The sequence below is a fragment of the Acinetobacter proteolyticus genome, from assembly GCF_000367945.1.
Lineage (GTDB): Bacteria > Pseudomonadota > Gammaproteobacteria > Pseudomonadales > Moraxellaceae > Acinetobacter > Acinetobacter proteolyticus.
Window position 1 is genome coordinate 1,836,847 of record NZ_KB849179.1, and the last position, 25,397, is coordinate 1,862,243.

The window sequence follows — 25,397 nt, forward strand, 5'->3', positions numbered from 1 at the left end:
TTAATTTTTAAAATCAAAACGCGTTAGATCGAACGGATCTTTGGTCTTTTTATCGCTTGCCATTATGTTCTGTTGCGCACGCAATGGATTTTTGAACTGGGATAGACTGTCCAAAGGACTGCCCATATTTTTCATCACTTTTTGTGCCAATGGATTGTCCTTGATCTGATCAGCCAATAGCTTATTTGCTTGTTCTGTCAGGTTAGACTGAACCCCCTGCTGAAGCATTGGCAATAAAGCCTTTGCTCCACCCTCCTTCAACTGCTTTGCAGTCTCAAGCGTTTTTAACACTGAAGAAGGACTGGTAAAGGATTGACCTAAAGCATTCTTGGCGCTGCTAACCGCATTTTTTAGACCTGTTTCTGCTTTGCCCAATAAGGTTTGTGCATCAGGGTCATTTTCATTTGGCCACATTGGCGGGCGTTTAAAGTCACTGGATTCCGCCCACGGATCACGTTTATCATCTTCAAATACAACTTTTGCTGCACCCGTTGCCAGTCCAGAAACCCGTACAAAACCTTTATCATCCAACTGACCAGAAAACTGCTGCCCCAGTGAATCAATAACCTGATAGCCACCCTGTTTCACAAACTCGCCATGTTTGTAATCGTGAAGCAACTCCAGTACCCCTTGTCCACGTTTTGGTGGTGGTGGCAAACTGGATTGAGTACTAACACTTGAGCCGCTCATAAACAAATGCTGCCCCGCCTTCACCTCAAACTTGCCACCCGTCACAGGAAAAATACCTGAGCCATTCAGCTTGATTTGAGAACCGCCTGCGGTAATCACAATTTCTTTCGGACTGCTAATCTGAATTTGACTTTCAGTGGAAATGATCTGGATGCCTTGCTTGGCGAGCAAATCCAGTCCATCTGACTGTGCCTGAACCTCAAACTTACCTTTAGCAGCCACCTGCTTAATCCCATTCTGAGCAGCAAACAGACTAATTCGATTTTGAGCATGACCAATCAGATTTTTTTGCGTACTCAGGTTAATACTATCGCCTGCAATCTGATTGATTTGCCCATCTGCAGACACATGAATATCTTCATTGCTGCTTAGACCAATACCTGCTGGCGAATGAAGCAACAACAACGCTTTATTAAATTTGGCAATCTTTGCTTCAATCTGTTCTGCAAATTCTTTTAACTGTTCTAAAGACTCAATTTCATCAGTTTGCTGATTTTTGGCGACTTCACTTAAAGCCTTAGCATTGTTTTGATTGCCTTCTAGCTGTTGCTTGGCAGGTTCGGCATCAAGATGCTCCCCTTGGGCCTGATCCTGCTTTTGGGTACTAAGTAGTAAACCTTTGCCTGCACGCACTGCACCCCATTGATCGGTCCGTAGTTCAAAACCCTCACCACGATCTTCGCTTTCAGCTTTATCTTTTGGATGGCTGAGTTTACCTAGATTCAGTTGAGTGGCGGCATGACTGCTTTGTAGTTGCGCACTGATTTGTCCCGTGGTGTCATCAAAACGCAGTTGGTTAAACCCTTCACCTTGGTATTCTTTGGATTTGATGCCTGCCAGTTTCTTGGTATCAGGCAACTTGCCCACATGGTCAAACTTGGTCGGACTACGCTGTGCTTCATGAATCCGCCCAACCACAAAAGGTCGATCAATATCGCCATCAAAGAAATCAATCACCACGATTTCACCAATCCGCGGCAAGAATCGTGCACCGTAGCCTTCACCTGCCCACGGCGTTAATACATCCACCCATGCAGAGTCGGTATCATTGTCATTGGCACCTGCCCCACTATCATGACTGTGGTCATCTGCTCGGGTAAACAGGAAGCGAACTTTAATCCGCCCCCATTCATCCACATAAATTTCGTCACCGCTTGGCCCCACCACTTTGGCGCGTTGTGGATGTGTCGCAGGTCGATGTTGTAGCGGGTTATACTCAGGAACCAGACCAATATTGCGTCGTTGCAGTGTCAGTTGATTGGCTTGACGCTCATCAGAAACCACATGCTGAAAAGGACTACTTTGCCAATTGCTTTGTTGAAGCAAAGCTGCGACTTGATCCGTTAAATCTTTAGGTAGGTTATTTTGGTTATAGAACGTTTTTGAGCTGATCAGAAACTCTTTGTCTGCACCATCATGCTGATCAATTTCAGGATGTTCATTCAGTTCAAACCAATAGCCCACTGGGGTATCGCGAACAGTCGATGTCGCAATAAACTGCTTGGCCTGTGAATCATAATACTGGCTCAGGTTCTGATTTATTTTTTCAATTTGAGCATTGCCCGATTTGGTGGCGCCATCCTCCCCCTTTAAATCCTGAATCCAAGCAGGAGAAAAATGCCACGCCTGTTCTAAAGCAAGCTGTTGGTTATCATGTAGATCGCTATGCTGATGTTTACTCTGAACACTGCCTGCCCCTTCTTCTTGTTCTAAGGCATCGGCTTGCCAACGCTGTACATGTACCGCACTTGGTTGCAGAGAACGCTGTGCCACAAATGCCGTGATGCTGTCCTGTGTTTCTGTTGCACTACTGCGATGAAAGCGGATATGACGGCGCTCTAGGGCTTTATATTGATTATTGTCATCAATGAGTCTGAGTTTCTGCGGCTGAATCTGTTCACTTGAACTGGATACTTTCAGCTGTGCTTCATCAATCAACCAGTTAATCGACTCTGCTCGCATCAAACGGGTTAAAAAGTCGTAATCAAGTTCATTGGCCTGCATAATAAATGGACGAATGTCATATTGTTTGCTTAAGCCACTTAAATCCAGACTTAAACTGGCCGCAAATAGCGGACTTTTAGCCTGCCATTCTTTAAAAATGGTCTGGATGACATCCACGACAGATTTCGCCATAAAAACACGGCTGTTGCGACGGTGCTTCCACAAGGCGGTAGGGTCTTGTACACCTAAACGGTAAATAGTCAGCGAACCATCACTGGCCCCAATATCAGCTTGGGTAATAATCCCTGAGATACGCGTCAACTCTGCTTTATCGGTCACGATATCAATAGCTACCTGACTGCCAATAAAGCTTTTTAAAGGAATGACTGCATTGGTCGAAAGACAAAGTAATTGTAGGTCAAGACCATGATTGAGCTGATGCAGACCCTCAATACGTTGTAAGAAAACTTGGTTATTTAAAGATGTGTTGGAAAATTGGGCGTGAATCGCACGTTTTTGTGCTGTCAGGCCCAAGCTTTCTAAAGCTTGAAAGATATTATTCGCCATCTTTTTTTATAGATTATCTGCTTAAATTTAGCGCATTTTACTCAAAATATCGTTTTACTGTCCATACAGAACCGTCTATTTATGACAATTTGCGTCACATTTTTTGTTCGCTTTATATTACCGAATCAGGACGATTAAATTTATACTTTTGAGTTAGATTGTTTTTTACTTAAAATACTTTGATTCACTTTATAATAAGCGTTGCTGCAACTTGCACCTATAGCATCTAAAAAATCTATAGAATAAAGGCCTATTCTGATGGTTAGGCCTTTATTCACGATTAAAAATTTATTTTCTGCTGTTTAGAATTTGGCACGTAGCGATAAAGTTACATTACGTGGTTCACCCCAATAAACACCATTATAGAAACCGACCTGTTGATAGTATTTTTCATCAAATAAGTTATTCACTTGTAAGTTTGCACTGAATGACTCGTTGAAGGTATAGCCCATATTGGCGCTTGCCAAGAAGTAAGCATCTTGTCGTACAAAGCCATCAGAGTTTTTAGGTGCACTGGTCGATTTACTCACCACCTCACTTTGCCAATTCACACCAAAACCAATATTGAATTTATTGGCACCCTCCCATAGCTGTTCAGGGAGTTTGAAATTGGTATAGATTTTGACTTGATTCTGAGGAAGCGTGGTCGAAGCCTTTACGGTTTCTGAACTAATACTGTTCACATAGGTATAACCCGCGGTAATGTTCCACGTCGGTGTAATCCGTCCAATGGCTTCCAGCTCAAAACCTTCAATTTTCAGCCCCTCACCCGAAGCTTTCATTGGATCACCGCCGTCATCGGTTTTAATACCCGCTATAATCGCCTCTTCATCACGAACTGCAACATTCTCCTTTTTCGACCAGAACGCAGCAGCGGTTGCCAAAAGTTGATCATCCAATAAACTGGCTTTTAAACCCGCCTCATAACTTTTACCTGTTTCAGGATCTAGGAAACTGTTATTGCGGTCTTTTTGGCTACTTGGATTAAACATATCGGTATAACTGGCATAGGCAGTGACAATATCATTAATCGCGTAAGTGGTACCAAAGTAAGGTGTGAAAGCATCGGTTTTCACATCACTCTTGGTACCATTCGTTGCCGAATAATCACTATAACGTCCCCCGACAATCAATTTTAGATCATCTGTTAGGTTTAGCTTTAAGGTACTGTATGCACCATAATTACGTTGTTTTGCATCTTTAGTCGAAGGAATAACCGTGTAGCCTGGTTTTGGCGTTGCATTACCATTCCATGTACGCCAATCATTGATCACACAGGTATCACCAATATTATTTGATGGGACGGTTACTCCATTTTTATCTTTTTTTGTACAGGTCAATTGATTACTGGCAATACCGTCAATGAATCCACCCGGACTATCTGTAGAACGATCAAAGCCATTTCCACCAATCACCAATTCATGCTCACGATTAAATAATTTAAACGGCCCACTGGCGAACAACTCTAAGCTGGTCTTTTTAGATTCAGATGTTGGATATACTGTTGACCAAACCCCAACGCCCGTTCCATCATTTTGGTTAGGAAAACCAGAGCCGCCATAAGACATCAGCCAGAAACTTTTGGACAATGAATGTGAAGCAGCCGCCTTGATCATCCAGTCATTCTCAAATTTATAGGTCAAATCAGCAAATACAGTTTTGTCACTTTGGCTAATGGTATTCCAGCGATTGGCCAAGCTAAAATTGCGCGGTAAATTGGCCAGCGAACCATCTTGATTCCAGTACGGTACAGTTCCCCACGTTGAACCCCGTGGTTGGTTGTCTTGATATTGAAAACCAATACTGCCTGTTAATTTGTCCGTGATGTCGGCTTCAACCATCGCCATCGCCGCCAAGGTTTCCAGAGAGTAATAATCCATATAGGATTCCCCCTCTCGACGTGCGGCCATCACACGGCTGCGTACACTACCATCAGCCGTCAAAGGAATTGAAACATCAGCTTCATTACGAATGGTATTCCAGCGACTAAATGAGGTGGCAACCGAGCCTGTCAGTTCCTTTGCAGGACGTTTCCGAATCATATTAATGGTGGCAGATGGATTTCCCGTAGATCCTGTTAAACCTGTTGCCCCCTTCACGACTTCAATACGGTCAAAGAAAAAACTATCGACCCGTGGGCTATTCTCGCCAATTGGCATGCCATCAATTTGACGGTTGCTAATCGCATAACCTCGTGCAGAATAATTTGAGCGTTCACTATCATTTTTAGTGACCGTGACACCTGGCGTGGCTGCAAGTACATCATCAATAATATTGAGATTACGTTGCTCAATCTGTTCACGCGTAATGACACTGACGGATTGTGGTGTTTCTTTTAAGGACAGTTTTAGCTTGGATGATGTGCGAGATGATTTCGCTTGAAAGCTTTCGCTACCTTCAGTTTTTTCATCCTCGGCTGCAACTTTAATGGTTGGGAGTACGCTTGCACCCTGTTCTTGCGCCCAAGCGTGATGTGAAAATGCCCCGAAAATCAGAATCGATTTTATCGCAATATTTAAAGCAGATTGTTTAAGCTGATTGTTCATAATGCTGCAATTAATTAAATAAGAATCATTATTATTATCAATATCAATACAAAAATAAATGCAGAATTCACAAATGCTTAATATTTATTTGCTTTCAGGTACAAACTGGCTCAAGCTTCGATGGCTGTCATTAATCATTTGATTGATAGATCAACAAATATGCATAAACAGCGTACTTGCATTTTTTCAAGCACGACAACGCGCAACACAAAAGCAGCTTGAAAGTCTTAAATGGAGCTAAGCTTAAATACTATTTATAATTATTATTTTTCAATTACTTAAAATTCGATTATTGAATCATCCTCGCGCTCTAGAATACGCGGACCTGAGCCCTGCTCTGCCAGAATATCTTCTGGATTACGCAAACGGCATTGTTCCAAAGATAGACATCCACAGCCTATGCACCAGTCCATTTCATCTCTTAAACGAGTCAGCTTCTGGATTCGCTCATCCAAGTCCTTACGCCAACAGGTGGATAATTCTGCCCACTGCTCAGCCGTTAACTTGCTACCTATCGGGTAAACACTCAACGCTTTTTTAATCTCCTCCAATGAAATGCCAACTTTTTGCGCGACTTTAATAATGCCGATATAGCGCAGCACAGCCAAAGGATAACGACGTTGATTGCCATTGGTTCGAATACTTTTAATCAGTCCTTTGGCTTCATAAAAATGTAGGGTGGAAACAGCGACGCCACTGCGTTTGGCCACTTCCCCAACCGTCAGCATTCGATTGATATCAATTTTTCGTTCGAGTGTCATGACTCAATATCTCAAGATTACTTTAGGTTTTATAGTTTATGGCAACGTAATTTGTCAATTTAAAGCCGCACATCATGAGTCAAAAACAAGCCATTTGCTTAAGCTCAACCTCATAAAAAAAATGCAGAAGCATCGACAGGAATTGTGCTGACGATCCTATTGAAAATGCCTTTTTACGCACTTTAATTTTCTAGCTCACCCCATTGACCTCAATATAACTTGAGGTTTTAGACTGCTTGGCACTGCATTATCAAATGCAATTAAGCAATTCATTTTTAATGTTTTTCAGCAGTCAGTCTGAATCTACTCAGGAAATACGCCTATGCCGTACTTCATTAAATCAAGTTTGGAAAGTCAATGGTTATGGATCATTGGCCGGTGTTGTCTGGCACTGTTATTTTTTAGCTCAGGCCTCAGCAAAGTACTGGATGTCGATACTGGCTTTCAGGAAATGCGAGCTGCAGGTTTAGAGCCTGCATGGCTGTTTAATTATGCCTCGGCACTGGTTTTACTTGTGGGTGCATACAGTATTTTGTTTGATCGCTTCCTTTGGTTAGGTGCTGCGCTGCTCTCTGTTTTTTTAGGGGTTACGATTGTACTGGTACATACCTTTTGGAACATGTCTGGGGGACAAGCACAAATCTCGCTGTATTTTGCACTTGAACATATTTCGGTGATTGGCGGCTTAATCGGTACTGCAATTGCCAGCCATTTTCGTCAACAGCTGCAAGAGGTTGGAGTGATCGCATGAAAACCAAACTGCGTATTTTGCTGATTATCAGTATTTTAATTGTGATTGCTGTAGCCGCTTATGTTTATTTTAAATCCCGCTCCGCAGAGCATGCTTCTAGCTACAGTTATCCACCCGTAAAAGTCGCGCTGACAACAGTCAAGCAACAAATCACACCGCGTATTCTATCCAGTATTGGCGAGTTGGAAGCAGTACGGCAAGTTCAAGTCTCTGCGGAAACCACAGGCGTGATTGAACAAATTTATTTCCAGTCAGGACAATCCGTCAAAAAGGGACAATTACTGGTTCAACTAAAAACCAATGTCGAGCAAGGCAATTTAGGGCGGCTACAAGCCAAGTTAAAACAGGCAGAAATGGCCTATCACCGCACCAAACAACTGATTGATAGCAATGCGATTTCACGTGCGGAACTGGATACAGCCTTGGCCGACCGAGATATGACCCGTGCTGAAATCCAGCAACTGCAAGCGCTGATTGATCAGAAATCCATTCGCGCCCCCTTCTCTGGGGTGATCGGGATTCGCCAGGTGCATCAAGGGCAATATCTTGAAGCAGGCACCAATATTGCCAATCTGGTCGATACACAGCAACTGCTTGCCAATTTCACACTGGATGAACAACTGGCGGCACGCTTAAAAACCGGCCAAGCCGTTCAATTAAAAATAGATGCCTTTCCTGAACAAAGCTTTTCTGCGGTGGTGAATGCGATTGATCCAATGGTGAGTAAATCTAGAACCATGACCGGACAGGCACTGCTCAATAATCAACATCAACAGTTAAAACCAGGCATGTACGCAAAAATAGAAATACAGGAAGCCAATCTACCCAGTCTGGTCGTTCCTGAAACGGCAATTACTTATACCGCCTATGGCAATACCGTGTTTCTGGTCAAAAAAGACCATAATACTTTGACAGTTCAACGTGTTGCGGTCGAACTTGGCGAACGTCATCAAGGTTGGGTCGAAGTACAATCGGGTGTTAAAGCTGGTGACCAAGTGGTGGTTTCAGGACAAGTCCGACTTAGTGATGGCGTGCAAATCGAGCCAACGGCGAATAGCCTAGAGCAAGCTTCATCTTCCCAAGCCAAAGCAAAGCTTTAGGGAGACACTCAGATGAAATTTACCGATCTTTTTGTGAAACGCCCTGTGCTGGCATTGGTGGTCAGCGCCCTGATTTTATTAGCGGGTCTATTCTCACTGAATAAACTGCCAATTCGCCAGTATCCCTTATTAGAAAGTTCAACCATCAGTATCAGTACCGAATATCCAGGTGCATCGGCTGAACTGATGCAAGGTTTTGTCACGCAACCAATTGCCCAAGCAGTCTCTTCGGTTGAAGGCATTGATTATCTCAGTTCGTCCTCAGTACAAGGCCGCAGTGTCATCACCTTGCGTATGCAACTCAACCGAGACTCCACGCAAGCCCTGACCGAAGTCATGGCCAAGGTCAATCAAGTTCGCTACAAACTGCCAGAACAGGCATTTGATCCTGTGATTGAACGCTCCTCGGGCGAATCGACCGACGTGGCCTATATCGGCTTTTCCAGTGAACAGCTGTCTATGCCTGAGCTAACCGACTATCTATCGCGGGTAGTCGAACCCATGCTATCCACCATTGAAGGCGTGGCAAAAGTTCAAACCTATGGTAGCCAACGCCTTGCGATGCGAATCTGGCTGGATGCAGATCGTTTGGCCAGTCGGGGTGTGACCGCTGCCGATGTCGCCAGTGCCATTCGTCAAAACAACTACCAAGCCGCGCCCGGCCAAATCAAAGGTGAATTGGTGGTTTCCAATGTCAATGTGTCAACCGAGCTAACCAATATTCAGGACTTTAAAAATCTGGTCATTCGCAATAATGGGCAGAACCTGATTCGTTTGCAGGATGTCGCCACGGTTGAACTCGGTGCAGCATCTACCGAAACCAGTGCCTTGATGGACGGACAACCCGCAATTTTTATTGGTTTACAGGCCACGCCAACAGGTAATCCACTGGTGATTGTTCAAGGCATCAAGGATAAATTGCCTGAGATACAGAAAACCTTACCACCCAGTGTCAAAGCCAATCTGGCTTATGAAACGGCACGCTTTATTGATGCTTCGATTGATGAAGTACTACATACCTTTATCGAAGCCCTGATCATTGTCATTGCTGTGATCTATCTCTGTCTTGGTTCGCTGCGTAGTGTCTTGATTCCTGTGGTGACAATTCCACTGTCAATGCTAGGTGCTTTAGGCTTGATGCTGATTTTTGGCTTTAGTATTAACTTACTGACCTTATTGGCGATGGTACTGGCCATTGGACTGGTGGTGGATGATGCCATTGTGGTGGTGGAGAATGTACACCGGCATATTGAAGAAGGCTTGTCACCCATCGCTGCGGCATTAGTGGGCGCGCGCGAAGTGGCAGGTCCCGTAATCGCCATGACCATTACCCTTGCTGCGGTCTATGCGCCGATTGGTCTTATGGGCGGATTAACGGGTTCATTATTTAAGGAGTTTGCACTGACCTTGGCAGGTGCAGTTTTGGTCTCAGGCATTATTGCCCTTACCCTATCCCCTGTGATGAGTTCTTATCTACTGCAATCCAAGCAGGAAGAAGGCCGAATGGCCAAAGCTGCTGAATGGTTTTTTGAACGTTTAACCCACGCTTACCATAAGCTATTGCAATTTTCCTTGCAGCATCGCTGGATTACCGTGGTCTTTGCCGTTGCTGTTTTTGCCAGCCTACCTTTTCTGTATCAACTCCCACAAAAAGAATTAGCACCACTGGAAGACCAAGCCAGTGTGCTGACTGCGATTAAGGCACCACAGCATGCCAACTTAAACTATGCCGAACACTTTAACTATGAGCTGGATAAAGTGTTCTGGACCCTACCTGAAACCAGCACCACTTGGATTATTAATGGTACGGACGGCCCAGCAGCCAGTTTTGGTGGCACCACCTTATCCACATGGGCCGAACGTACTCGCTCTGCCGATGATCTACAGCAGGAACTACAAGCCAAGGTCGGTGCTGTAGAAGGTAGCAGTATTTTTGTATTCCAAAATCCAGCTTTGCCCGGTTCGACAGGTGGCTTACCGGTACAAATGGTACTGCGTAGTGCGCAAGACTACGCCACCATTTATCAAACCATGGAAAATATCAAACAAAAAGCCCGTGAGAGTGGCTTGTTTGTGGTGGTAGACAGTGATCTGGATTTCAATAATCCAATGCTGAAAATTGAAGTCGATCGTGCCAAAGCCAATAGCTTGGGTATCCGTATGCAGGACATCGGCGAAGCACTGGCGACCCTCGTAGGTGAAAACTATGTCAATCGTTTTAGTATGTTAGGCCGCGCTTATGATGTTATTCCACAAAGTATCAAAAGCCAGCGTCTGACCCCACAAGCGTTGACCCAGCAATTTGTACGCACCGATCAGGGAACATTGATTCCATTGTCTACTGTGGTCCGTCTGAATGAACAGGTCGAGCCAAATAAACTCACGCAGTTTAACCAACAGAACGCCGCAACTTTCCAAGCCATTCCTGCGCCTGGTGTTTCTCTCGGCCAAGCTTTAGCGTTCCTTGAACAAGTCACGGCTGAGTTACCGACAGGTTTCAGCCATGACTGGCAAGCCGATGCGCGTCAGTATATGCAGGAAGGCAATACCCTGTTGTTTGCATTTTTGGCAGCATTGGTGGTGATTTATCTGGTCTTGGCCGCGCAATATGAAAGTCTGGTTGACCCGTTCATTATCTTAATTACTGTGCCCCTATCGATTTGTGGTGCCTTGATTCCTCTGGCACTCGGTTATGCCACCGTCAATATCTATACCCAAATTGGTCTGGTCACTCTGATCGGTCTGATTAGCAAACATGGCATCCTCATGGTTGAATTTGCCAATGAGTTACAACTACATGAAGGGCTGAATAAACAGGCCGCCATCCTTAAAGCAGCGCAAATTCGCTTACGTCCGATTCTAATGACCACGGCAGCGATGGTGTTTGGTCTTATTCCACTACTGTTTGCAACAGGTGCGGGCGCACATAGCCGTTTTGGTCTTGGGCTGGTGATTGTGTGCGGTATGTTGATTGGCACCTTCTTTACCCTGTTTGTATTGCCCACCATTTATAGTCTGCTGGCACGTCAACATAACCAAAGTTCGGCGCGTGTACAGGAACTACAGAAAATTGACGCAATGGAGTCTCAAGCATGAATAACGATCTAGTCTTCGCCAAAAGCTCCCAGCATCATTCATACAAGCCGATGATAAGCACTGGACTCATCATGGCAGCTTTGAGTTTGTCAGTCAGTGGCTGCCAAAATGTTAAACCACCACCTCCTATCGTCAGTGCTGATATTCCGAACAGTTATGACCATTCGACTCAAGGCCGTTCCATTGCATCCCAAGGCTATCAGCAGTTTCTTGCTGATCCACGTTTAGTGCAAGTGATTGAACTAGCCCTCAGTCATAACCGTGATTTACGCAGCGCCAGCCTGAATATTCAGCGCGCACAGCAATACTATCAGATTAGGAACAATGATCAGTTCCCGATGATTGCTGGCCGTGCAGAGCTGCTTCGCCAAGTTTCTCCGCCCCTTGATCCCCACAATCCCAGTTCAAGCTTGCAAGTCGGCCTCGGTTTGACGGCTTATGAACTGGACTTTTGGGGACGGGTTCGCAATCTGAAAGATGCGGCACTGGATCGCTATCTGGCGACCCAAAGTGCGCGTGATGCCCTGCAAATCAGTTTGGTTAGTCAGGTCAGCCAAGCTTGGTTGGATTATGCCTTTGCCCATGCACAGTTAAAACTTGCCCAACAAACCCTTGCGACACAATTGAATGCCTATCAGCTCAATCAAAAACGTTTCGATGCGGGCACTGACAGTGAAATTCCTCTGCGTCAGGCACAGATCTCGGTCGAAACTGCACGTCACGATGCGGCCAACTATCAAACGCAGGTGCTGCAGGCGCAGAATTTACTTAATCTGTTGGTGGGGCAACAGCTTCCAGTAGATCTCTTGCCACAACAACCCGTTAAAAACATCAGTACCAACGTAGTTTTAAGCACAGGTTTAAGCAGTGATTTACTGAATCATCGCCCTGATCTCAAACTGGCTGAATATCAATTGCACGAAGCAGGTGCCAATATTGCGGTTGCCAAAGCAGCCTTATTTCCCAGCATTCGTTTAACGGGTTCAGCAGGTTATGCATCGACTCAACTCAGTGATCTATTTAAATCAGGTCATGCGGTCTGGTCGATTGGCCCGAGTCTGGATCTGCCGATCTTTGACTGGGGCACCCGTCAGGCCAATCTCAAGATTTCAAAAATCGAGCAGCAAATCGCGCTGTCGAATTATGAAAAATCCATTCAATCTGCCTTTAGAGAAGTCAATGACAGCCTTGCCACACGTGCTTATATGGATGAACGGATTAGCGCACAACGGCGCTTAGTCGATGCAACCGATCGGAACTATAAACTGTCTAATACGCGCTTTCGTGCAGGGATTGATAGCTACTTAAGTGTCTTGGATGCGCAACGTTCTCATTATGCTGCTGAGCAAAGCTTGTTATTGCTGGAACAGGCACGACTGAATAATCAGATTGAGCTCTACAAAGTATTGGGCGGAGGCTTAACACAATAATCATCACAGGGGTTTTAAGAATGGCTGCTGCTGTTATTAAAACCTCATTCAAGCAAAGATGAGCTTTACAAAGAACCAGAACCAAAAGAGCAGCATATAAACCAATTAAGCCGATGTTTTATTTATTATGATTGGATCACTGCCAATTTTTAAGATCAATCGACTATTTATGTAAATGTTAAAAATTAAAATGAACCGTTTAAAAAGTCTAGAACGTGAAGCTTAAGTCTTAGCCAATGTCGCTTGAATAAAGCCACCAATCTCATCTAATGCCTGTTCAGATTTTTGCACAAAGCGATTAAACATCTGAAAGTTATGCCACATATTTTCATAGACATGCAGATGAACCTGCACACCCGCTTGTTGGGCACGTTCAGCCAGATTGATCGCATCATCCACTAAAATCTCTTCACTGCCTGCTTGAATCAATAGCGGTGGAAGAGCGCTCAAATCAGCAAAAATAGGAGAAATACGTGGATCATTGGATCGTAATTGTCCGCGATATCCATTCCCACCCCGTTTTAAGGCATAGGCGCGAATCATCGGATCTCGTTTGGCATTTTTAAATACCGATGCTGAACTCAAAGTAATATCCACATAAGGTGAGATCATGATCATCCCAGCAGGTAAAATCTGCCCTGCCTCTCTTAATTCCACCGCAAATGCTAAGGCCAAGGCACATCCACCAGAATCTCCGCCCAAAATAATTTGCTCAGGTTTCCAGCCATCACTCAGTAAATGTTGATAGACCGACTTCACATCCTCCAATGCTGCTGGATAAGGATGTTCAGGCGCACGTCGATAATCCAGCATATACACGTTGACCTTGGCTCGCGCAGCCAATTCGGTAGCCAGTGCCCGATGGGTTCGTGATGAACCGGCAAAAAATGCACCACCATGACAATGCAACAATACCCCTTGCACCACACCCGTAGGCATTGCCACTTCGACAGGAACAATACGTTGATCCCGTGCATCTCTTAATTTAATCTGCTGAATGCAAACATCAGCTCTGGCTTTAAAAATGCGTGATCCAATCTCCATTGCGCCACGCAAGATCGGAAAAGGTAAAGCCAGACCACTGGCCAGCTTAAAACTCAGTCGCAAGCCCAGTTTCACGCCTGTTTCAATCATCTTTTGCTGCATCATGTACTCCTGTTGATGGCATCACCGAGTCATCATTCAACTGGCTTTTTTATCCGTTTCAGACTCAGTAAAACCAAGCTGGTAATCATTAAGATCACATTGTGCCAAGCGAGTACGCATCTCAAAAGTCGTCCACGGCCATAAGGTACTATTACGTCCATTGCGATCAATAAAATAGCTGCTGCATCCACCGGTATTCCAGACCGTATTTTTTAAGGCCGCTTGGATTTCATCATTGTATTGCTGCAATACCTCAGCACGAATTTCAACGGTTTCAATCTCTTGTGCCTGTACTTTTTTCAGCATGTCCAAGATATATGCCAATTGTGCTTCAATGATAATCAATGCCGAAGAGCTGACTGCAATATTGGGACCAAACATGACAAAGGCATTCGGGCAACCTTCGACCACTGTACCGAGGTAGCCTCGGGCACTGCCTTGCCATACTTCGTCCATGCTTTTGCCATGTTTATTGCGGATCTGTTTGGCAATCGGTGGATTACTGACTTCAAAGCCTGTGCCAAAAATAATCGCATCGACTTCGTGCTCCGATCCATCACTGGCAATCAAAGTATTGCCACGTACTTCTTCTACTCCACAGCGCAACACCTCGACATTCGGCTTTGCCAATGCCGGATACCATTGATTCGATTGTAAGACGCGTTTGCAGCCAATGGTAAAATCAGGCAGAAGTTTTGCTCGTAGCTCGGGATCTTTCACCCCTAAACGAATATTCAATTTTGCTAAGCGTTCAATCTGGCTGACCAGTTTTGGATGATGCATACTGGAATTTAAGGATTCGAATACGCCATAAACGCCATAACGTGTTAAACGCTGTGTGATGGGAAGCACTTTAAACAGTGCCTGAGCAAGTTTCGGCAGGCTTTGATCCATTTTTGGCAATACCCATTGTGGGGTACGCTGCAGTAAAGTAAGTTTCTCCACTTGAGCTTGAAGCTCAGGTACAAATTGAATTGCAGACGCGCCTGCACCGACAACGGCAACTTTTTTTCCGTTTAAGTCAAAATCATGATTCCATTCTGCCGAGTGGAACTGGGCCCCTTTAAATGTCTCTAAACCTTTAATCCTAGGCAATACAGGTTGATGCATTGGCCCACCTGCCATAATTGCAAAATGGGCGTGGATGAAACCTTGATTGGTTTTCACTACCCAATGCTTGGCCTGGTCATCCCAAGCACTTTCCAGCATTTCATAGCCAAAGCGTACATACTTTTGCACATCGAATTGCTGTGCAACATTTTGTATGTAGGTCTTAATTTCTTGTTGCTGCGCAAACACCCGACTCCATTGTGGATTCGGTGCAAAAGAATAGGAATATAACGCCGATGGCACATCACAAGCACACCCCGGATAGGTGTTGGCACGCCAGACACCGCCAATTTCATCGGCTTTTTCCAAGACCACAAAATCCGTGAAACCCGCTTGTTGTAGTTTGATGGCGGCTCCAATCCCTGCAAAGCCAGCCCCAATAATCACCACATGAAATTTTTCGATCTTCGCCATGAGTTGTAATCCTTATTTTGTCTGTGCCAATTGGCTTAAACGTTGGCTATATGCTTTACGATCATTCTGATCCAAGCCTTTTAAAATACGGTCATCTCCGATCAATTTTCGGAAGCCGGTATTCAGCCAATGCGGGACCAATCCATAGGCTTTCGGGGTATGGGTTAAATAATTCGGCACCGCAATTTCAGCCAGATTATGCGCGACGGCTTGAATAATCGCATTCGCCACATCTTGTGGTTCTACCGTCGGAATCGGTAAACTGTCCCCCGTTCCAGATGACAATTCAGTCAAAACTTTGGACGGTAATACTGCCGATAAGCCAATCGGCGTGTCTCTAAGCTCTTGCTGCATCGATGCGGTTAAACCCACCACAGCAAATTTGGTCGCACAATAAATACTGGCACCGGGAATCGGATATTTACCTGCCAGAGAAGCGACATTGACGATATGCCCCTGTTTGTCGCGCCAGCATTTTGGGCAATACCGCTTTCATGCCATGAATCACCCCACGCAAATTGATATCAATTTGCGCATCGGTGATGGCTTGGCTTTCCTCGACCATCGCCCCCATTGGCATAATGCCAGCGTTATTGACCAAGATATCGATGGGACCCCATTGCTTTTCAATCTGCACAATGAGGTCATGAAATGAGTTCTGTGAGCGCACATCCAAATAACCGCCAAAGCCTTGCACTTTAGTTGCGGCTTGCTGAGCCAGCTCCAGATCAATATCGCCAATTGCCACTTTGGCGCCGAGTTTTCTAAAGGCAACGGCGGTGGCTAAACCAATCCCTCGCCCTCCGCCTGTGATCAACACCACTTTGTTTAAAAAACTGTATTTTTTTCCCATGTTCAATTCCTTTTACTAGTCAAAAAATCACCAATCCGGAACATAATGTCATTCACGGAATGAAGTGTCAATTTTAGTTAATTTTGTTTTATCGTATTTCCGATAAAGTTCTGATAAAATTTTTGGTATGAATGATCAAACAACTCTCTCGCGTGCTGAACGCCAACGTATTCAATTACAAGCAGAAATTATTGAAGCTGCTTTTTTGGAATTTTCTGAACGCGGTTATCATCAAACTGCGATCTCTGACATTGCCAAAAGACTGGGTATTGGTCATGGTACTTTCTATCGTCATTTTGAGAATAAAAGAGACATTCTGGATAAAGTCATTGTCGATACCATGTTCAAAATCACCGCCTTATTGGCCGATGAAAATGCACCAGATGCGGTATCCACACTTGAGGCTTATCGCATCCAATGCGAACGGATTTCCAGTAAATTTCAGGAATTTGCCAAGGACAATCCACGTGCAGTACGTTTGATTTTGCTTGAAGCGACCTCGATTGATAAAGAAATGACCGCACAAGTGCATAACTTGCTGCACCTCGGGGGGCTACTCACCGCAGATTATTTAAAAAATGGTGTGAAATGCGGTTATTTAAAAGCGGATCTGGATACTGAAATGACCGGACATGCCATTGTCGGCATGATTATCGCAGGTGCATTTAAGTTCCTATCTGCACCTGAAGATGCTGATCTGTTAAAAAAATATAGCGATGCTGCAATTCAAATGATGATGGCAGGCATCGCTTAAAACTCAACTTGGGCTTGTGATTTATGCCAGCTTAAACGTTGGCATTTGATTTAAATAGGCCAGTGCCTGTTCTGTTGACCCTTCATGTAATGGGCTGTGTTTGGGATTAAAATAGCGTAAGCAAGCAGTCAAGACATAACTCACCCGAGGCACGCGATCTTGTCGGGCAGCACGCAAATAATCTTTAAAGCGAAAACGCTGTGGTAATTGTGAATCTTTTGCGACCAAGATTTCCACAGCCACATAAGCCAATACAATAAATAAAGGAAAGGTAACAGCAGCCGTTGCGGTTCGTAGTAATATGTTATTGCTTAAATGTCGAAACATGGCATCGGCGACTTCACGATGCTCCACCTCTTCAGCACCATGCCATTGCAACAAGCGTAGCATTTCCTCATCGACAGGCGCTTGCTGTAAACCGTCTGCATTGAGTACCCAATGCCCTAATACCCCGGTGAGGTGTTCCGCAGCGGCCACCATGGCAAGACGGGTATGTAACCATGTCGATTTCAAAGCAGAGTGACGCAGCTCATAACCAAATGGCTTCTGCCCCAGCATGTCATGAAATATCCAGTTCATCAGCTGACTATATTGACTCAGATCAATCCCCAAGGCCTCAATATGTCGCGTGCCCAAGGTATGTCCATGACTGTGCGCCCCTTCCTGTTTAATAAAAGCCATGACCGCTGCTTTTAATTGTTCATCTTGAATCAATGGCAATGCATCTCGAAAGGTCTGACAGAACCAGCGTTCAGGTGCAGGGGTAATCGGGTTGATGACATTGAGGATCTGCGATGCCAAAGGATCATCATAAATCCAATGGCTCGGTGTTTCTGTAAAATCAAATACGGGCCGTCGAGGAATAATGCGATGACTCTGCTTGATTAAACCCTTCATAAGAACTCCTTGTATCAACAAAACCTTAAGCATTAATCCTGCGTCAAAATGTTAAAACCCATCCGTGGTCCAAATGCCACAAGTGTTCTCATCAGCCCTTTGATTGCTTTTGGCTTCTGTCCACTACTGATACGGCGGAATTGAGCTGCGTGCCAAGCCAATTGCAAATAAGCATCGATAGGCTTATAGCCAACTGCAGGAATTTTTGCAGATGCTGTAACTGATTTTCCTGCCAAGAGCTGTTTGGCTAGATCAGGCTGTAAAGCAAAAGGACGGGCTAAACCAACGACATCCACCGTGCCATTGCTCACCAATCGATTCATCACCTCGACATCGCGTAGCCCACCGGTCAACATCAGTGGCAATTGACTTTGTTGGCGCAATGCGCTGGCATAATCCAGAAAATAAGCATCGCGCTGAACCTGACGATCAGGAGCATAGCCCAATTGCGCGGGAGATTCATAATTGCCCCCAGACACTTCCAATAAATCTATGCCCTCCGCTGCTAATGCCAAAGCAATGTGCAGTGACTCCTCCTGACTCAGCCCCCCTTTCTGAAAATCGGCAGAATTCAGTTTGACACTGAGGATTTTATTTTTGCCAATGGCCTGACGCACAGCTCGAACCGTTTCAATCAAGATTCGACGACGATTTTCTGGGTTTCCCCCCCATTGATCGGTACGGATATTGGCCAAAGGCGATAAAAATTGGGATAACAAATAGCCATGTGCTGCATGGACTTGTACCCCGTCAAAGCCTGCCTGCACCGCCAATGCCGCTGTGCTGGCAAACCGCTGGATTTGTTCTAAGATTTCTGTTTCAGACATGGCTCGTGGGACACGAATCAGATTCATTGCGGGTAAATCTAAGCCTACTGCTGCGGGTGCAATTGGCTTTTTAAATAAAGGTAATACCGCAACCCGACCCGGATGATTAATTTGCATAATAATCTTACTGCCATTGGCCTGCGCTGCTTGGGCCCAAAGTTTATGCGCTTGCAAGAATTGTTCATCTTCCAGCACTACATTGCGTGGCTCAACAAAGGCACGATGGTCAACCATGACATTGCCAGTGATTAACAAACCTGTACCCCCTCTGGCCCATGCTGCATAGAGTTGCTGTAAATCTGTGGTGGGCGAGCCATGTCGATCAGCCAATTGTTCACTCATGGCAGATTTTGCAATTCGGTTCGGGATCGTGATGCCACATGCCAAAGCTAATGGTTGTTGTAAGGGTGAATGGCTCACATTTGATTGTCTCATTTTTACTGTTCCTCAAACTCTGATCGATATAGATCGATGTCATCTGTTTTATTCATTTTTCTAAGTAAATCTTTAATTCAATCTAGGATTTATCTGCTATAAAACCCGTGGATTAAATTGGCGTAGTAAAAATAATGGGGTGCGTAATCGAGGAATCTGAATTGGCGGAATCAAGCCACCCGATAAATCCACCCGATGTAAGCGCGCATCCACCACTTTACCCAAGCCCATTTCATGCAAAGGATCATTTACCGTTCCCCTAAAGCGTAATTCCATCTCCACACGACGCACTTCAACAACATACTCTTTCGGCGTGAATCGCACTTCTCGAGGTAAACCCAACCCCAATCCACCTGTGATATTGCGATGCGGCAAACCTAAAATGGGCGGTGCATCCTGTAACACCTCTCCCAATTTAGCGTCCATTTCAATCAGCAGCGTACCGCGGCGCGATGCTTGGCTGATGATGCGTGAACCATCATTGTCCCAACAGATTTCCCCGATTTTTTTGGGATAACCCAGCAACTCACGGCCGATAATCATGGCGCGATCATCATCCAGAATCATCCACGGACAAAAGATGCCTGTTTTATTGCCGACCTGAATATGTACAAATAGTCCCGCTTCGTGATAAGCGCCGGTATACACATTTTCAGGGAAATAGGCACAAAACAAATCGGCTATGGCTGGTTTCGTCAGCTTCATTCCAGTAGGCAGCCAACGGGCCATTCGCTTCTCATCGACTTCAACCACCGCAGTTAAATATTGGGCATTGTGATAGAGCTTATTGCCCAAATTGGCGAGACCTATGGGCGTGCGTAGGTCATTCATCAACTGTCTCATGCTTTTAACCTCGAAAAGACCTGCTTTAATATCGGTAATAAAATGATGCGCGGGGTGTAGCGTCCCCCCAGCGTTTGTACCTGAGCGATTAAACCTGGAATCACAATACGGCGATTGCAGGCCATGCCTTGAATGGTTTCTTTGGCGACCCGTTCTGCCGATACCCAGACCAAACGCCCCCCAATTCCATCTATCTTGCTGATTCCTGCCACTGCATTAAAACCAGTGATGGTGGGACCCGGTGCCAATAAGGTGCAACTCACCCCAGTACCACTCAGCTCACTGTGCAGTGATTCAGCAAAAGAATTGGCAAAGGCTTTGCTTGCCGCATAAGTGGCATTGGCGGGCGTCGGTTGATGACCCGAAGTAGAACCCACTATCAGGATGGCACCCCGTCGTTTCTGAATCATGTTGGGCAATACCGCCAATGTCAGATCCTGCACCGCCACCACATTTAGCTCGGTCTGTTCACGTTCACGATCTGCATCTAAGTCCTGCAATCGGCCAAAGGTGGCAAAGCCTGCGTTATTACATAAAATCGCGACATCCAGTTGCTCGAGTTCTTGACGGAATTGAGTTCTTGCCTCACGATCCGCGAGATCACACGGACGTAGCAGTACCTCTACTTGATATTTTTGACCTAAATGCAGCGCCAAAGCCTCAAGTTTATCGACTCGTCGTGCCACCAAAATCAAAGAATAGCCAAGTGCAGCAAATTGTTTTGCCAGTGCTTCACCAATACCAGACGATGCGCCAGTAATCACAACGGGGGAATTCTTTAAAGGGGGCGCTAAGCTCATCATCAATCCTCAAATCTACGGAATAACCCTAGTATCAAAGAGCTAAAACTTGAGCGTGAGCGGTAATTCAGACATACTGCTAATCATTTTCGGCCAGCATAAAATAAAAAATGAAAGATCCGTATGGTTTGTCCAAAGCGACGATCCCGATTTCTTATGCGCATTTATTATTAGAAATCATGGTCGAAAAAGGCTGTTCTGCATCGGAAATATTGCATCAAAGCAAAATCCCGGCTGCACTTCTGCATCAAGTCGATGCCCGTATCACCCCGATTCAGTGGTCAAAATTGGCATGGGTCAGTTTGAGTTTGGCTCAGGATTGTGGGCTTGGATATGAATATGGTCTCAAACTCCGCCTGACCGCGCATGGTGCCATGGGCTTTGCACTAATGAGTAGCCCGACCTTGGGCCATGCCATTAGCCTAGCCACTCAGTTTTTCAATATGCGGCTCAAAGATTATCGTATTGATTGTTATGAACAAGCCCAGCAGTCGATTATTGAAATTCAGCAGACCCATCCCGTGGTCAGTCAGCACCCTGAACAGGCAGACATCTTAAGACGTTTTTTTTATGAATGTTTGATGATTGGTATTATTCAAACAGGTCGAAGCTTAACCGATCATCGTTTTGCCGATGTTGAACTGCGGGTAGATTGGCCTGAACCACCCTATCATGCCAGATTTCAAGCGCAACTTCCCCCGATCCACTTTAATCAGGCGCAAAATCAAGTGCGCTATCCAAGCTCAGTGCTCAATCATGCCACCAAAATGGCAGATCCAACGGCTTTCCAACAAGCTTTGACCCAATGTGAAGCTGAACAAATCCGCTTTTCCGAGACCATTCAAGATATTGGACTCAGAGTCAAAACCGAGTTACAGCTCACGCCACAAAAAGGCTATCCAAGCTTAGATACGGTTGCCGAGCGCTTACATACTTCAAGCAGAACCTTAAGACGAAAGTTAGATGAAGCAGGTTATTCCTATCTGGGCTTATTAGACGAGGTCAGATACCAACAAGCCAAACAGCTTTTGCTCAATCCAGAGATGGAGGTACAGGATATTGCACTGTACTTAGGCTATCTACAACCGGCCAACTTTGCCCGCGCCTTTAAAAAATGGAGTGGGCTTACCCCCAGTCAGTTTCGTCAAATCCAGATTTAAACGGCTCAGCATATATTGAAGTCAGGTCGATCAATCTCGGCCTGACTTGAACATAGTTATTTTACAGCCGCGTGTATCAAGCCTTTTAACTGCTCAATTTCAGCCCCTGTCGCAGCTTGCAAAGGCGATCTTGGCGAACCAACCGAGAAGCCCAATAAGTTGAGTCCCGATTTTACTGTTTTCGGTAAGCCACCTTTGACAATAAAGCTCAGCACAGGTAATTGCTGATAAAATATCGCCTGCGCTTTTGTCAGATCACCTTGTTGAATCGCTTGATATAATTGCTTTGGCAGATCACCGAGTAAATTCGGTGCAGCAGTACACCAACCTGTTGCCCCTGCACAAAAAGCTTCTAGCGCCAATGGATTGGAACCGTTATAAAATGGCAACTTTCCTCGGCTCAATGCATGAAACTTATGCATACGCTGAATATCACCAGTGCTGTCTTTGACCATACAAATATTGTCGATCTCATTAAACATTTTCACGATCAACTCAGGTGACATATCAATACCGCTGGTGGCAGGATTGTTATAGACCATGATCGGTAACTTTACCGATGCTGCAATCTGATGATAATAATCATAGATTTCCTGATCAGTGAGTTTCCAGTAAGAGACTGGAATCACCATAATCACATCTGCACCCAATTCCTCTGCTTTCTTGGCTTTTTGAATCGCCATTGCGGTGGTCAATTCAGAAATTCCAACAATTACGGGAACACGCTGATTCACCACTGCAATTGTGGTTTGCGCCACCTGCTGCCATTCTTGCCAAGTTAAATAGGCACTTTCCCCTGCACTGCCTAAAGGTGCAATCGCATCACACTGTGATTCAAGCAATGCATTTAGGCTGATTGCCAATGCCTCTAGGTCAAGCTGTTGGCTGTCCGCTTTAAATGGCGTAACGGGATAAGCAATAATGCCTTCAATTTTCATGTGGTTTACTCCTCGATACAATCTTGATGGTTTTTCAACGCCTTACGTGCGTAATAGGCAAAATTGACTTTGTTGCGCTTATCGGTAGACAGCCAGTCATGCGCTTCTTTTGCCAGTTCATGCGGAATCGGTTGAATCTGCCCAGCCGACATGGCTAATAATTGCAAACGTGCAGCACGTTCAATCAGCAGTGCCAAATTACAGGCTTCTTCAATCGTCTTGCCGGCCACCAATTGACCATGATGAGACAGCAACACCGCCCGATTTTTTCCCAAAGCTTCGGAAATAAAAATGCCTTCTTCATTACCAACTGGCACTCCCGGCCATTCACCGACAAAGGAGCAATCCTCATACAAGGCACAGGTATCCATTTGCGAGATGGCCAGTGGCACACGTAGCATTGACAAGGCTGCAATATGAGTGGGATGAGTGTGAATAATGCAATTCACTTCTGGATGTTGCTGATAAATCCAAGTATGAAAACGATTGGCTGGATTGGCCATGCCTTGCTGATCTAAAGGTTTAAGGTCTTGATCCACCAACAATAAATTGGCAGCAGTAATTTCGTCAAAACCCAAACCAAAACGTTGCGTGATAAAGGTATTTTCTTGCTCGGCACGACAGGTAATTTGCCCTGCCAAGCCTGCATCATGACCATGATCAAATAAAATACGACAGGTCAAAGCTAACTTCTGTCGATCACTGTAATTGACCTCTTGGATCAAATTCATATTCTGCTGCGCAGTTTGCATCAATTGCTGTTTGCTGAGTAATGCGGTTTGCATAAGACCACCTCGCTACGGTTGATTTGTGGATGGGACAGATGCAGAATACGAAGTCAGTGGATGAGTTAAAATATCCAGTTTTTAAAACTTATATGGTCCAGATCAGCATGCAGCAACCATGGAAGATTCGTCTTCATCTTGAAGATCGAGAAGAAAAAACCATCTTTCTCAAGCTAGCCAATCAGATTATTGAAGAAATTCTGTCTGGACGGCTCAGTTCAGGTTCGCGCCTATCTGGCTCGCGCTCGCTTGCCGATGAATTAAGGATTAACCGTAAAACCGTACAGTCGGTTTATGAGGATTTAGAAGCACAAGGCTGGCTCATCTCAAAACCACGTCAAGGCACCTTTGTGGCGGAGAACCTGCCTGAGTTAAAACATAAAAAGATCAAAGCGGTGCTAGAACCCGATGCTTTACCCAGTACAAGCAGTCCAGTACCCATCAAAAATGATGGCATTCCAGATACCCGTCTGATCCCTTATGAGTTATTCTCCCGTGCCTATCGACATGCCCTGATTCAAGTGACCCGTTCTCAAATCATGGGTTATGGCGATCCACAAGGCAGTATTGAGTTACGTCAGGCATTGCTGCAAATGCTGTCGATGGAACGCTTTATTAAAACCAGCGTCGACAATATCTGTGTGGTTCGCGGCAGCCAAATGGGGATTTTTTTAGCCGCTCGTGTCTTGGCCAAACACCCCTCACCCCGCAAGGTGATTGTGGTGGAGCAATGGTCTTACCCACCTGCGATTGAAACCTTTTTATCGCATCATTATCACATCGTTCGGGTTCGGTTGGATCAGCACGGTCTTGATATTCAGCATCTGGAAGAAATATTAGAAAAGCATGCTGTGGCTGCAGTCTACACCACGCCGCATCATCAATATCCCAGCACTGTGACCATGGCCATGGATCGACGCCTAAAGCTATTGGAACTGTCGAAAGCGTTTGATTTTTATATTATTGAAGATGACTATGATCACGAATTTCATTATGACAGTCGCCCAATTCCACCGCTGATCAGTTTACCGCATGCGGAAAAGGTGATTCATATTGGTTCGCTGTCCAAGGTCTTTGCCCCAAGCCTAAGAATTGGTTATGTGGTCGCCAATCGAGACATCATCCATGCCATGAATCAGGATATTTTATTAATCGATAAACAAGGCAATATCATCACTGAACTGGCGATGGCGGAACTGATGCAACAGGGAGAAATCAAACGGCATATCCGTAAGATGCGCAAGGTTTATCAACAACGGCGTGACTTTGCCCTGAACCAATTCCAAGCGGTATTTAACGATCGAGTAGACATCAATCCTCCGTTAGGAGGAATGGCGCTATGGGTCAAATTTAAATTTCCTTATCGTGCTGAATATGCCGAGCTACTGAATCAATTGCATATTGATGCTGAAGCGCATTTTGCCGAGCAAAGTCAGCAATCCAATGACCATTTTCATATCCGTTTTGGGTATGCCGCCATTAATGAAACTGAAATTTCAAACATCATCCACTTGCTCCATGATGCATTTCAGCACAAAGATTGAATACGC

At 45.1% G+C, this 25,397-nt stretch carries 18 protein-coding genes and 1 pseudogene; 7 read left to right on the forward strand and 12 right to left on the reverse strand.

Going from position 1 to position 25,397, the window contains the following annotated elements; translation table 11 throughout:
• From F993_RS08240 to soxR, 3 genes are all read right to left on the reverse strand, one after another.
• On the reverse strand, window positions 1–3,201 hold the full coding sequence (locus F993_RS08240; RefSeq protein ID WP_004654934.1) for a type VI secretion system Vgr family protein: 3,201 nt from the start codon (window positions 3,199–3,201) through the stop codon (window positions 1–3).
• 302 nt (window positions 3,202–3,503) lie between these two features.
• Window positions 3,504–5,747: a TonB-dependent siderophore receptor gene (locus F993_RS08235; RefSeq protein ID WP_004654936.1), complete on the reverse strand. Its 2,244-nt coding sequence runs from the start codon at window positions 5,745–5,747 to the stop codon at window positions 3,504–3,506.
• Window positions 5,748–6,025: 278 nt separating this feature from the next.
• The gene (soxR, locus tag F993_RS08230) at window positions 6,026–6,508 is read right to left on the reverse strand and encodes a redox-sensitive transcriptional activator SoxR (RefSeq protein WP_004654938.1); all 483 of its coding nucleotides are present in this window, start codon (window positions 6,506–6,508) and stop codon (window positions 6,026–6,028) included.
• 322 nt (window positions 6,509–6,830) lie between these two features.
• Here soxR and F993_RS08225 point away from each other — a divergent pair, with 322 nt between their 5' ends.
• From F993_RS08225 to adeC, 4 genes are read left to right on the forward strand one after another with little or no spacing between them, the layout of a single operon-like run.
• Window positions 6,831–7,259 (forward strand): DoxX family protein, encoded by a 429-nt coding sequence (locus F993_RS08225; RefSeq protein ID WP_004654940.1) that lies wholly within the window; start codon window positions 6,831–6,833, stop codon window positions 7,257–7,259.
• Complete coding sequence (locus tag F993_RS08220) at window positions 7,256–8,359, forward strand: efflux RND transporter periplasmic adaptor subunit (protein WP_004654942.1); 1,104 nt, start codon at window positions 7,256–7,258, stop codon at window positions 8,357–8,359. Before F993_RS08225 ends, F993_RS08220 begins: the two co-directional genes overlap by 4 nt.
• A gap of 12 nt (window positions 8,360–8,371) precedes the next feature.
• Window positions 8,372–11,455 carry a MexW/MexI family multidrug efflux RND transporter permease subunit gene (locus F993_RS08215; protein WP_004654944.1) on the forward strand — a complete coding sequence of 1,028 codons (3,084 nt, stop codon included), beginning with the start codon at window positions 8,372–8,374 and terminating at the stop codon, window positions 11,453–11,455.
• On the forward strand, window positions 11,452–12,885 hold the full coding sequence (gene adeC, locus F993_RS08210) for an AdeC/AdeK/OprM family multidrug efflux complex outer membrane factor (protein WP_004654946.1): 1,434 nt from the start codon (window positions 11,452–11,454) through the stop codon (window positions 12,883–12,885). The genes F993_RS08215 and adeC overlap by 4 nt, the downstream gene beginning before the upstream one ends.
• A gap of 222 nt (window positions 12,886–13,107) precedes the next feature.
• Here the strand turns inward: adeC and F993_RS08205 are convergent, their stop codons facing one another.
• From F993_RS08205 to F993_RS0119740, 3 genes and pseudogenes are all read right to left on the reverse strand, one after another.
• Window positions 13,108–14,031, reverse strand: coding sequence for an alpha/beta hydrolase (locus tag F993_RS08205; protein WP_004654949.1), 924 nt, complete (start codon window positions 14,029–14,031; stop codon window positions 13,108–13,110).
• A gap of 36 nt (window positions 14,032–14,067) precedes the next feature.
• Window positions 14,068–15,555 (reverse strand): flavin-containing monooxygenase, encoded by a 1,488-nt coding sequence (locus F993_RS08200; protein WP_004654951.1) that lies wholly within the window; start codon window positions 15,553–15,555, stop codon window positions 14,068–14,070.
• Between the two features lie 12 nt (window positions 15,556–15,567).
• Window positions 15,568–16,408: pseudogene (locus F993_RS0119740) on the reverse strand (SDR family oxidoreductase).
• 127 nt (window positions 16,409–16,535) lie between these two features.
• Here F993_RS0119740 and F993_RS08195 point away from each other — a divergent pair.
• Window positions 16,536–17,162 carry a TetR/AcrR family transcriptional regulator gene (locus F993_RS08195; protein WP_004654956.1) on the forward strand — a complete coding sequence of 209 codons (627 nt, stop codon included), beginning with the start codon at window positions 16,536–16,538 and terminating at the stop codon, window positions 17,160–17,162.
• Window positions 17,163–17,183: 21 nt separating this feature from the next.
• Here the strand turns inward: F993_RS08195 and F993_RS08190 are convergent, their stop codons facing one another.
• The 4 genes from F993_RS08190 to F993_RS08175 all read right to left on the reverse strand — a co-directional run bounded on the left by F993_RS08190 (window position 17,184) and on the right by F993_RS08175 (window position 20,964).
• Complete coding sequence (locus F993_RS08190; protein ID WP_004654957.1) at window positions 17,184–18,059, reverse strand: metal-dependent hydrolase; 876 nt, start codon at window positions 18,057–18,059, stop codon at window positions 17,184–17,186.
• Window positions 18,060–18,091: 32 nt separating this feature from the next.
• Window positions 18,092–19,321 carry an NADH:flavin oxidoreductase/NADH oxidase family protein gene (locus F993_RS08185; RefSeq protein ID WP_004654959.1) on the reverse strand — a complete coding sequence of 410 codons (1,230 nt, stop codon included), beginning with the start codon at window positions 19,319–19,321 and terminating at the stop codon, window positions 18,092–18,094.
• A 96-nt stretch (window positions 19,322–19,417) separates the two neighbouring features.
• Window positions 19,418–20,164: an acetoacetate decarboxylase family protein gene (locus tag F993_RS08180; RefSeq protein ID WP_004654961.1), complete on the reverse strand. Its 747-nt coding sequence runs from the start codon at window positions 20,162–20,164 to the stop codon at window positions 19,418–19,420.
• Complete coding sequence (locus tag F993_RS08175; protein ID WP_004654963.1) at window positions 20,161–20,964, reverse strand: SDR family NAD(P)-dependent oxidoreductase; 804 nt, start codon at window positions 20,962–20,964, stop codon at window positions 20,161–20,163. Before F993_RS08175 ends, F993_RS08180 begins: the two co-directional genes overlap by 4 nt.
• Window positions 20,965–21,074: 110 nt before the next feature.
• Between F993_RS08175 and F993_RS08170 the strand changes: the two genes are divergently transcribed.
• Window positions 21,075–22,124 carry an AraC family transcriptional regulator gene (locus F993_RS08170; RefSeq protein ID WP_004654964.1) on the forward strand — a complete coding sequence of 350 codons (1,050 nt, stop codon included), beginning with the start codon at window positions 21,075–21,077 and terminating at the stop codon, window positions 22,122–22,124.
• A gap of 56 nt (window positions 22,125–22,180) precedes the next feature.
• Here F993_RS08170 and F993_RS08165 read toward each other — a convergent pair whose 3' ends face one another.
• Together F993_RS08165 and F993_RS08160 are read right to left on the reverse strand one after the other, a co-directional pair.
• Window positions 22,181–23,062, reverse strand: a complete 882-nt coding sequence (locus F993_RS08165; RefSeq protein WP_004654966.1) for a dihydrodipicolinate synthase family protein — start codon at window positions 23,060–23,062, stop codon at window positions 22,181–22,183.
• Between the two features lie 5 nt (window positions 23,063–23,067).
• On the reverse strand, window positions 23,068–23,847 hold the full coding sequence (locus tag F993_RS08160) for an aldolase (protein WP_004654969.1): 780 nt from the start codon (window positions 23,845–23,847) through the stop codon (window positions 23,068–23,070).
• 38 nt (window positions 23,848–23,885) lie between these two features.
• Between F993_RS08160 and pdxR the strand changes: the two genes are divergently transcribed.
• Window positions 23,886–25,391, forward strand: coding sequence for a MocR-like pyridoxine biosynthesis transcription factor PdxR (pdxR, locus tag F993_RS08155; protein ID WP_004654971.1), 1,506 nt, complete (start codon window positions 23,886–23,888; stop codon window positions 25,389–25,391).
• Window positions 25,392–25,397 lie beyond the last annotated feature (6 nt).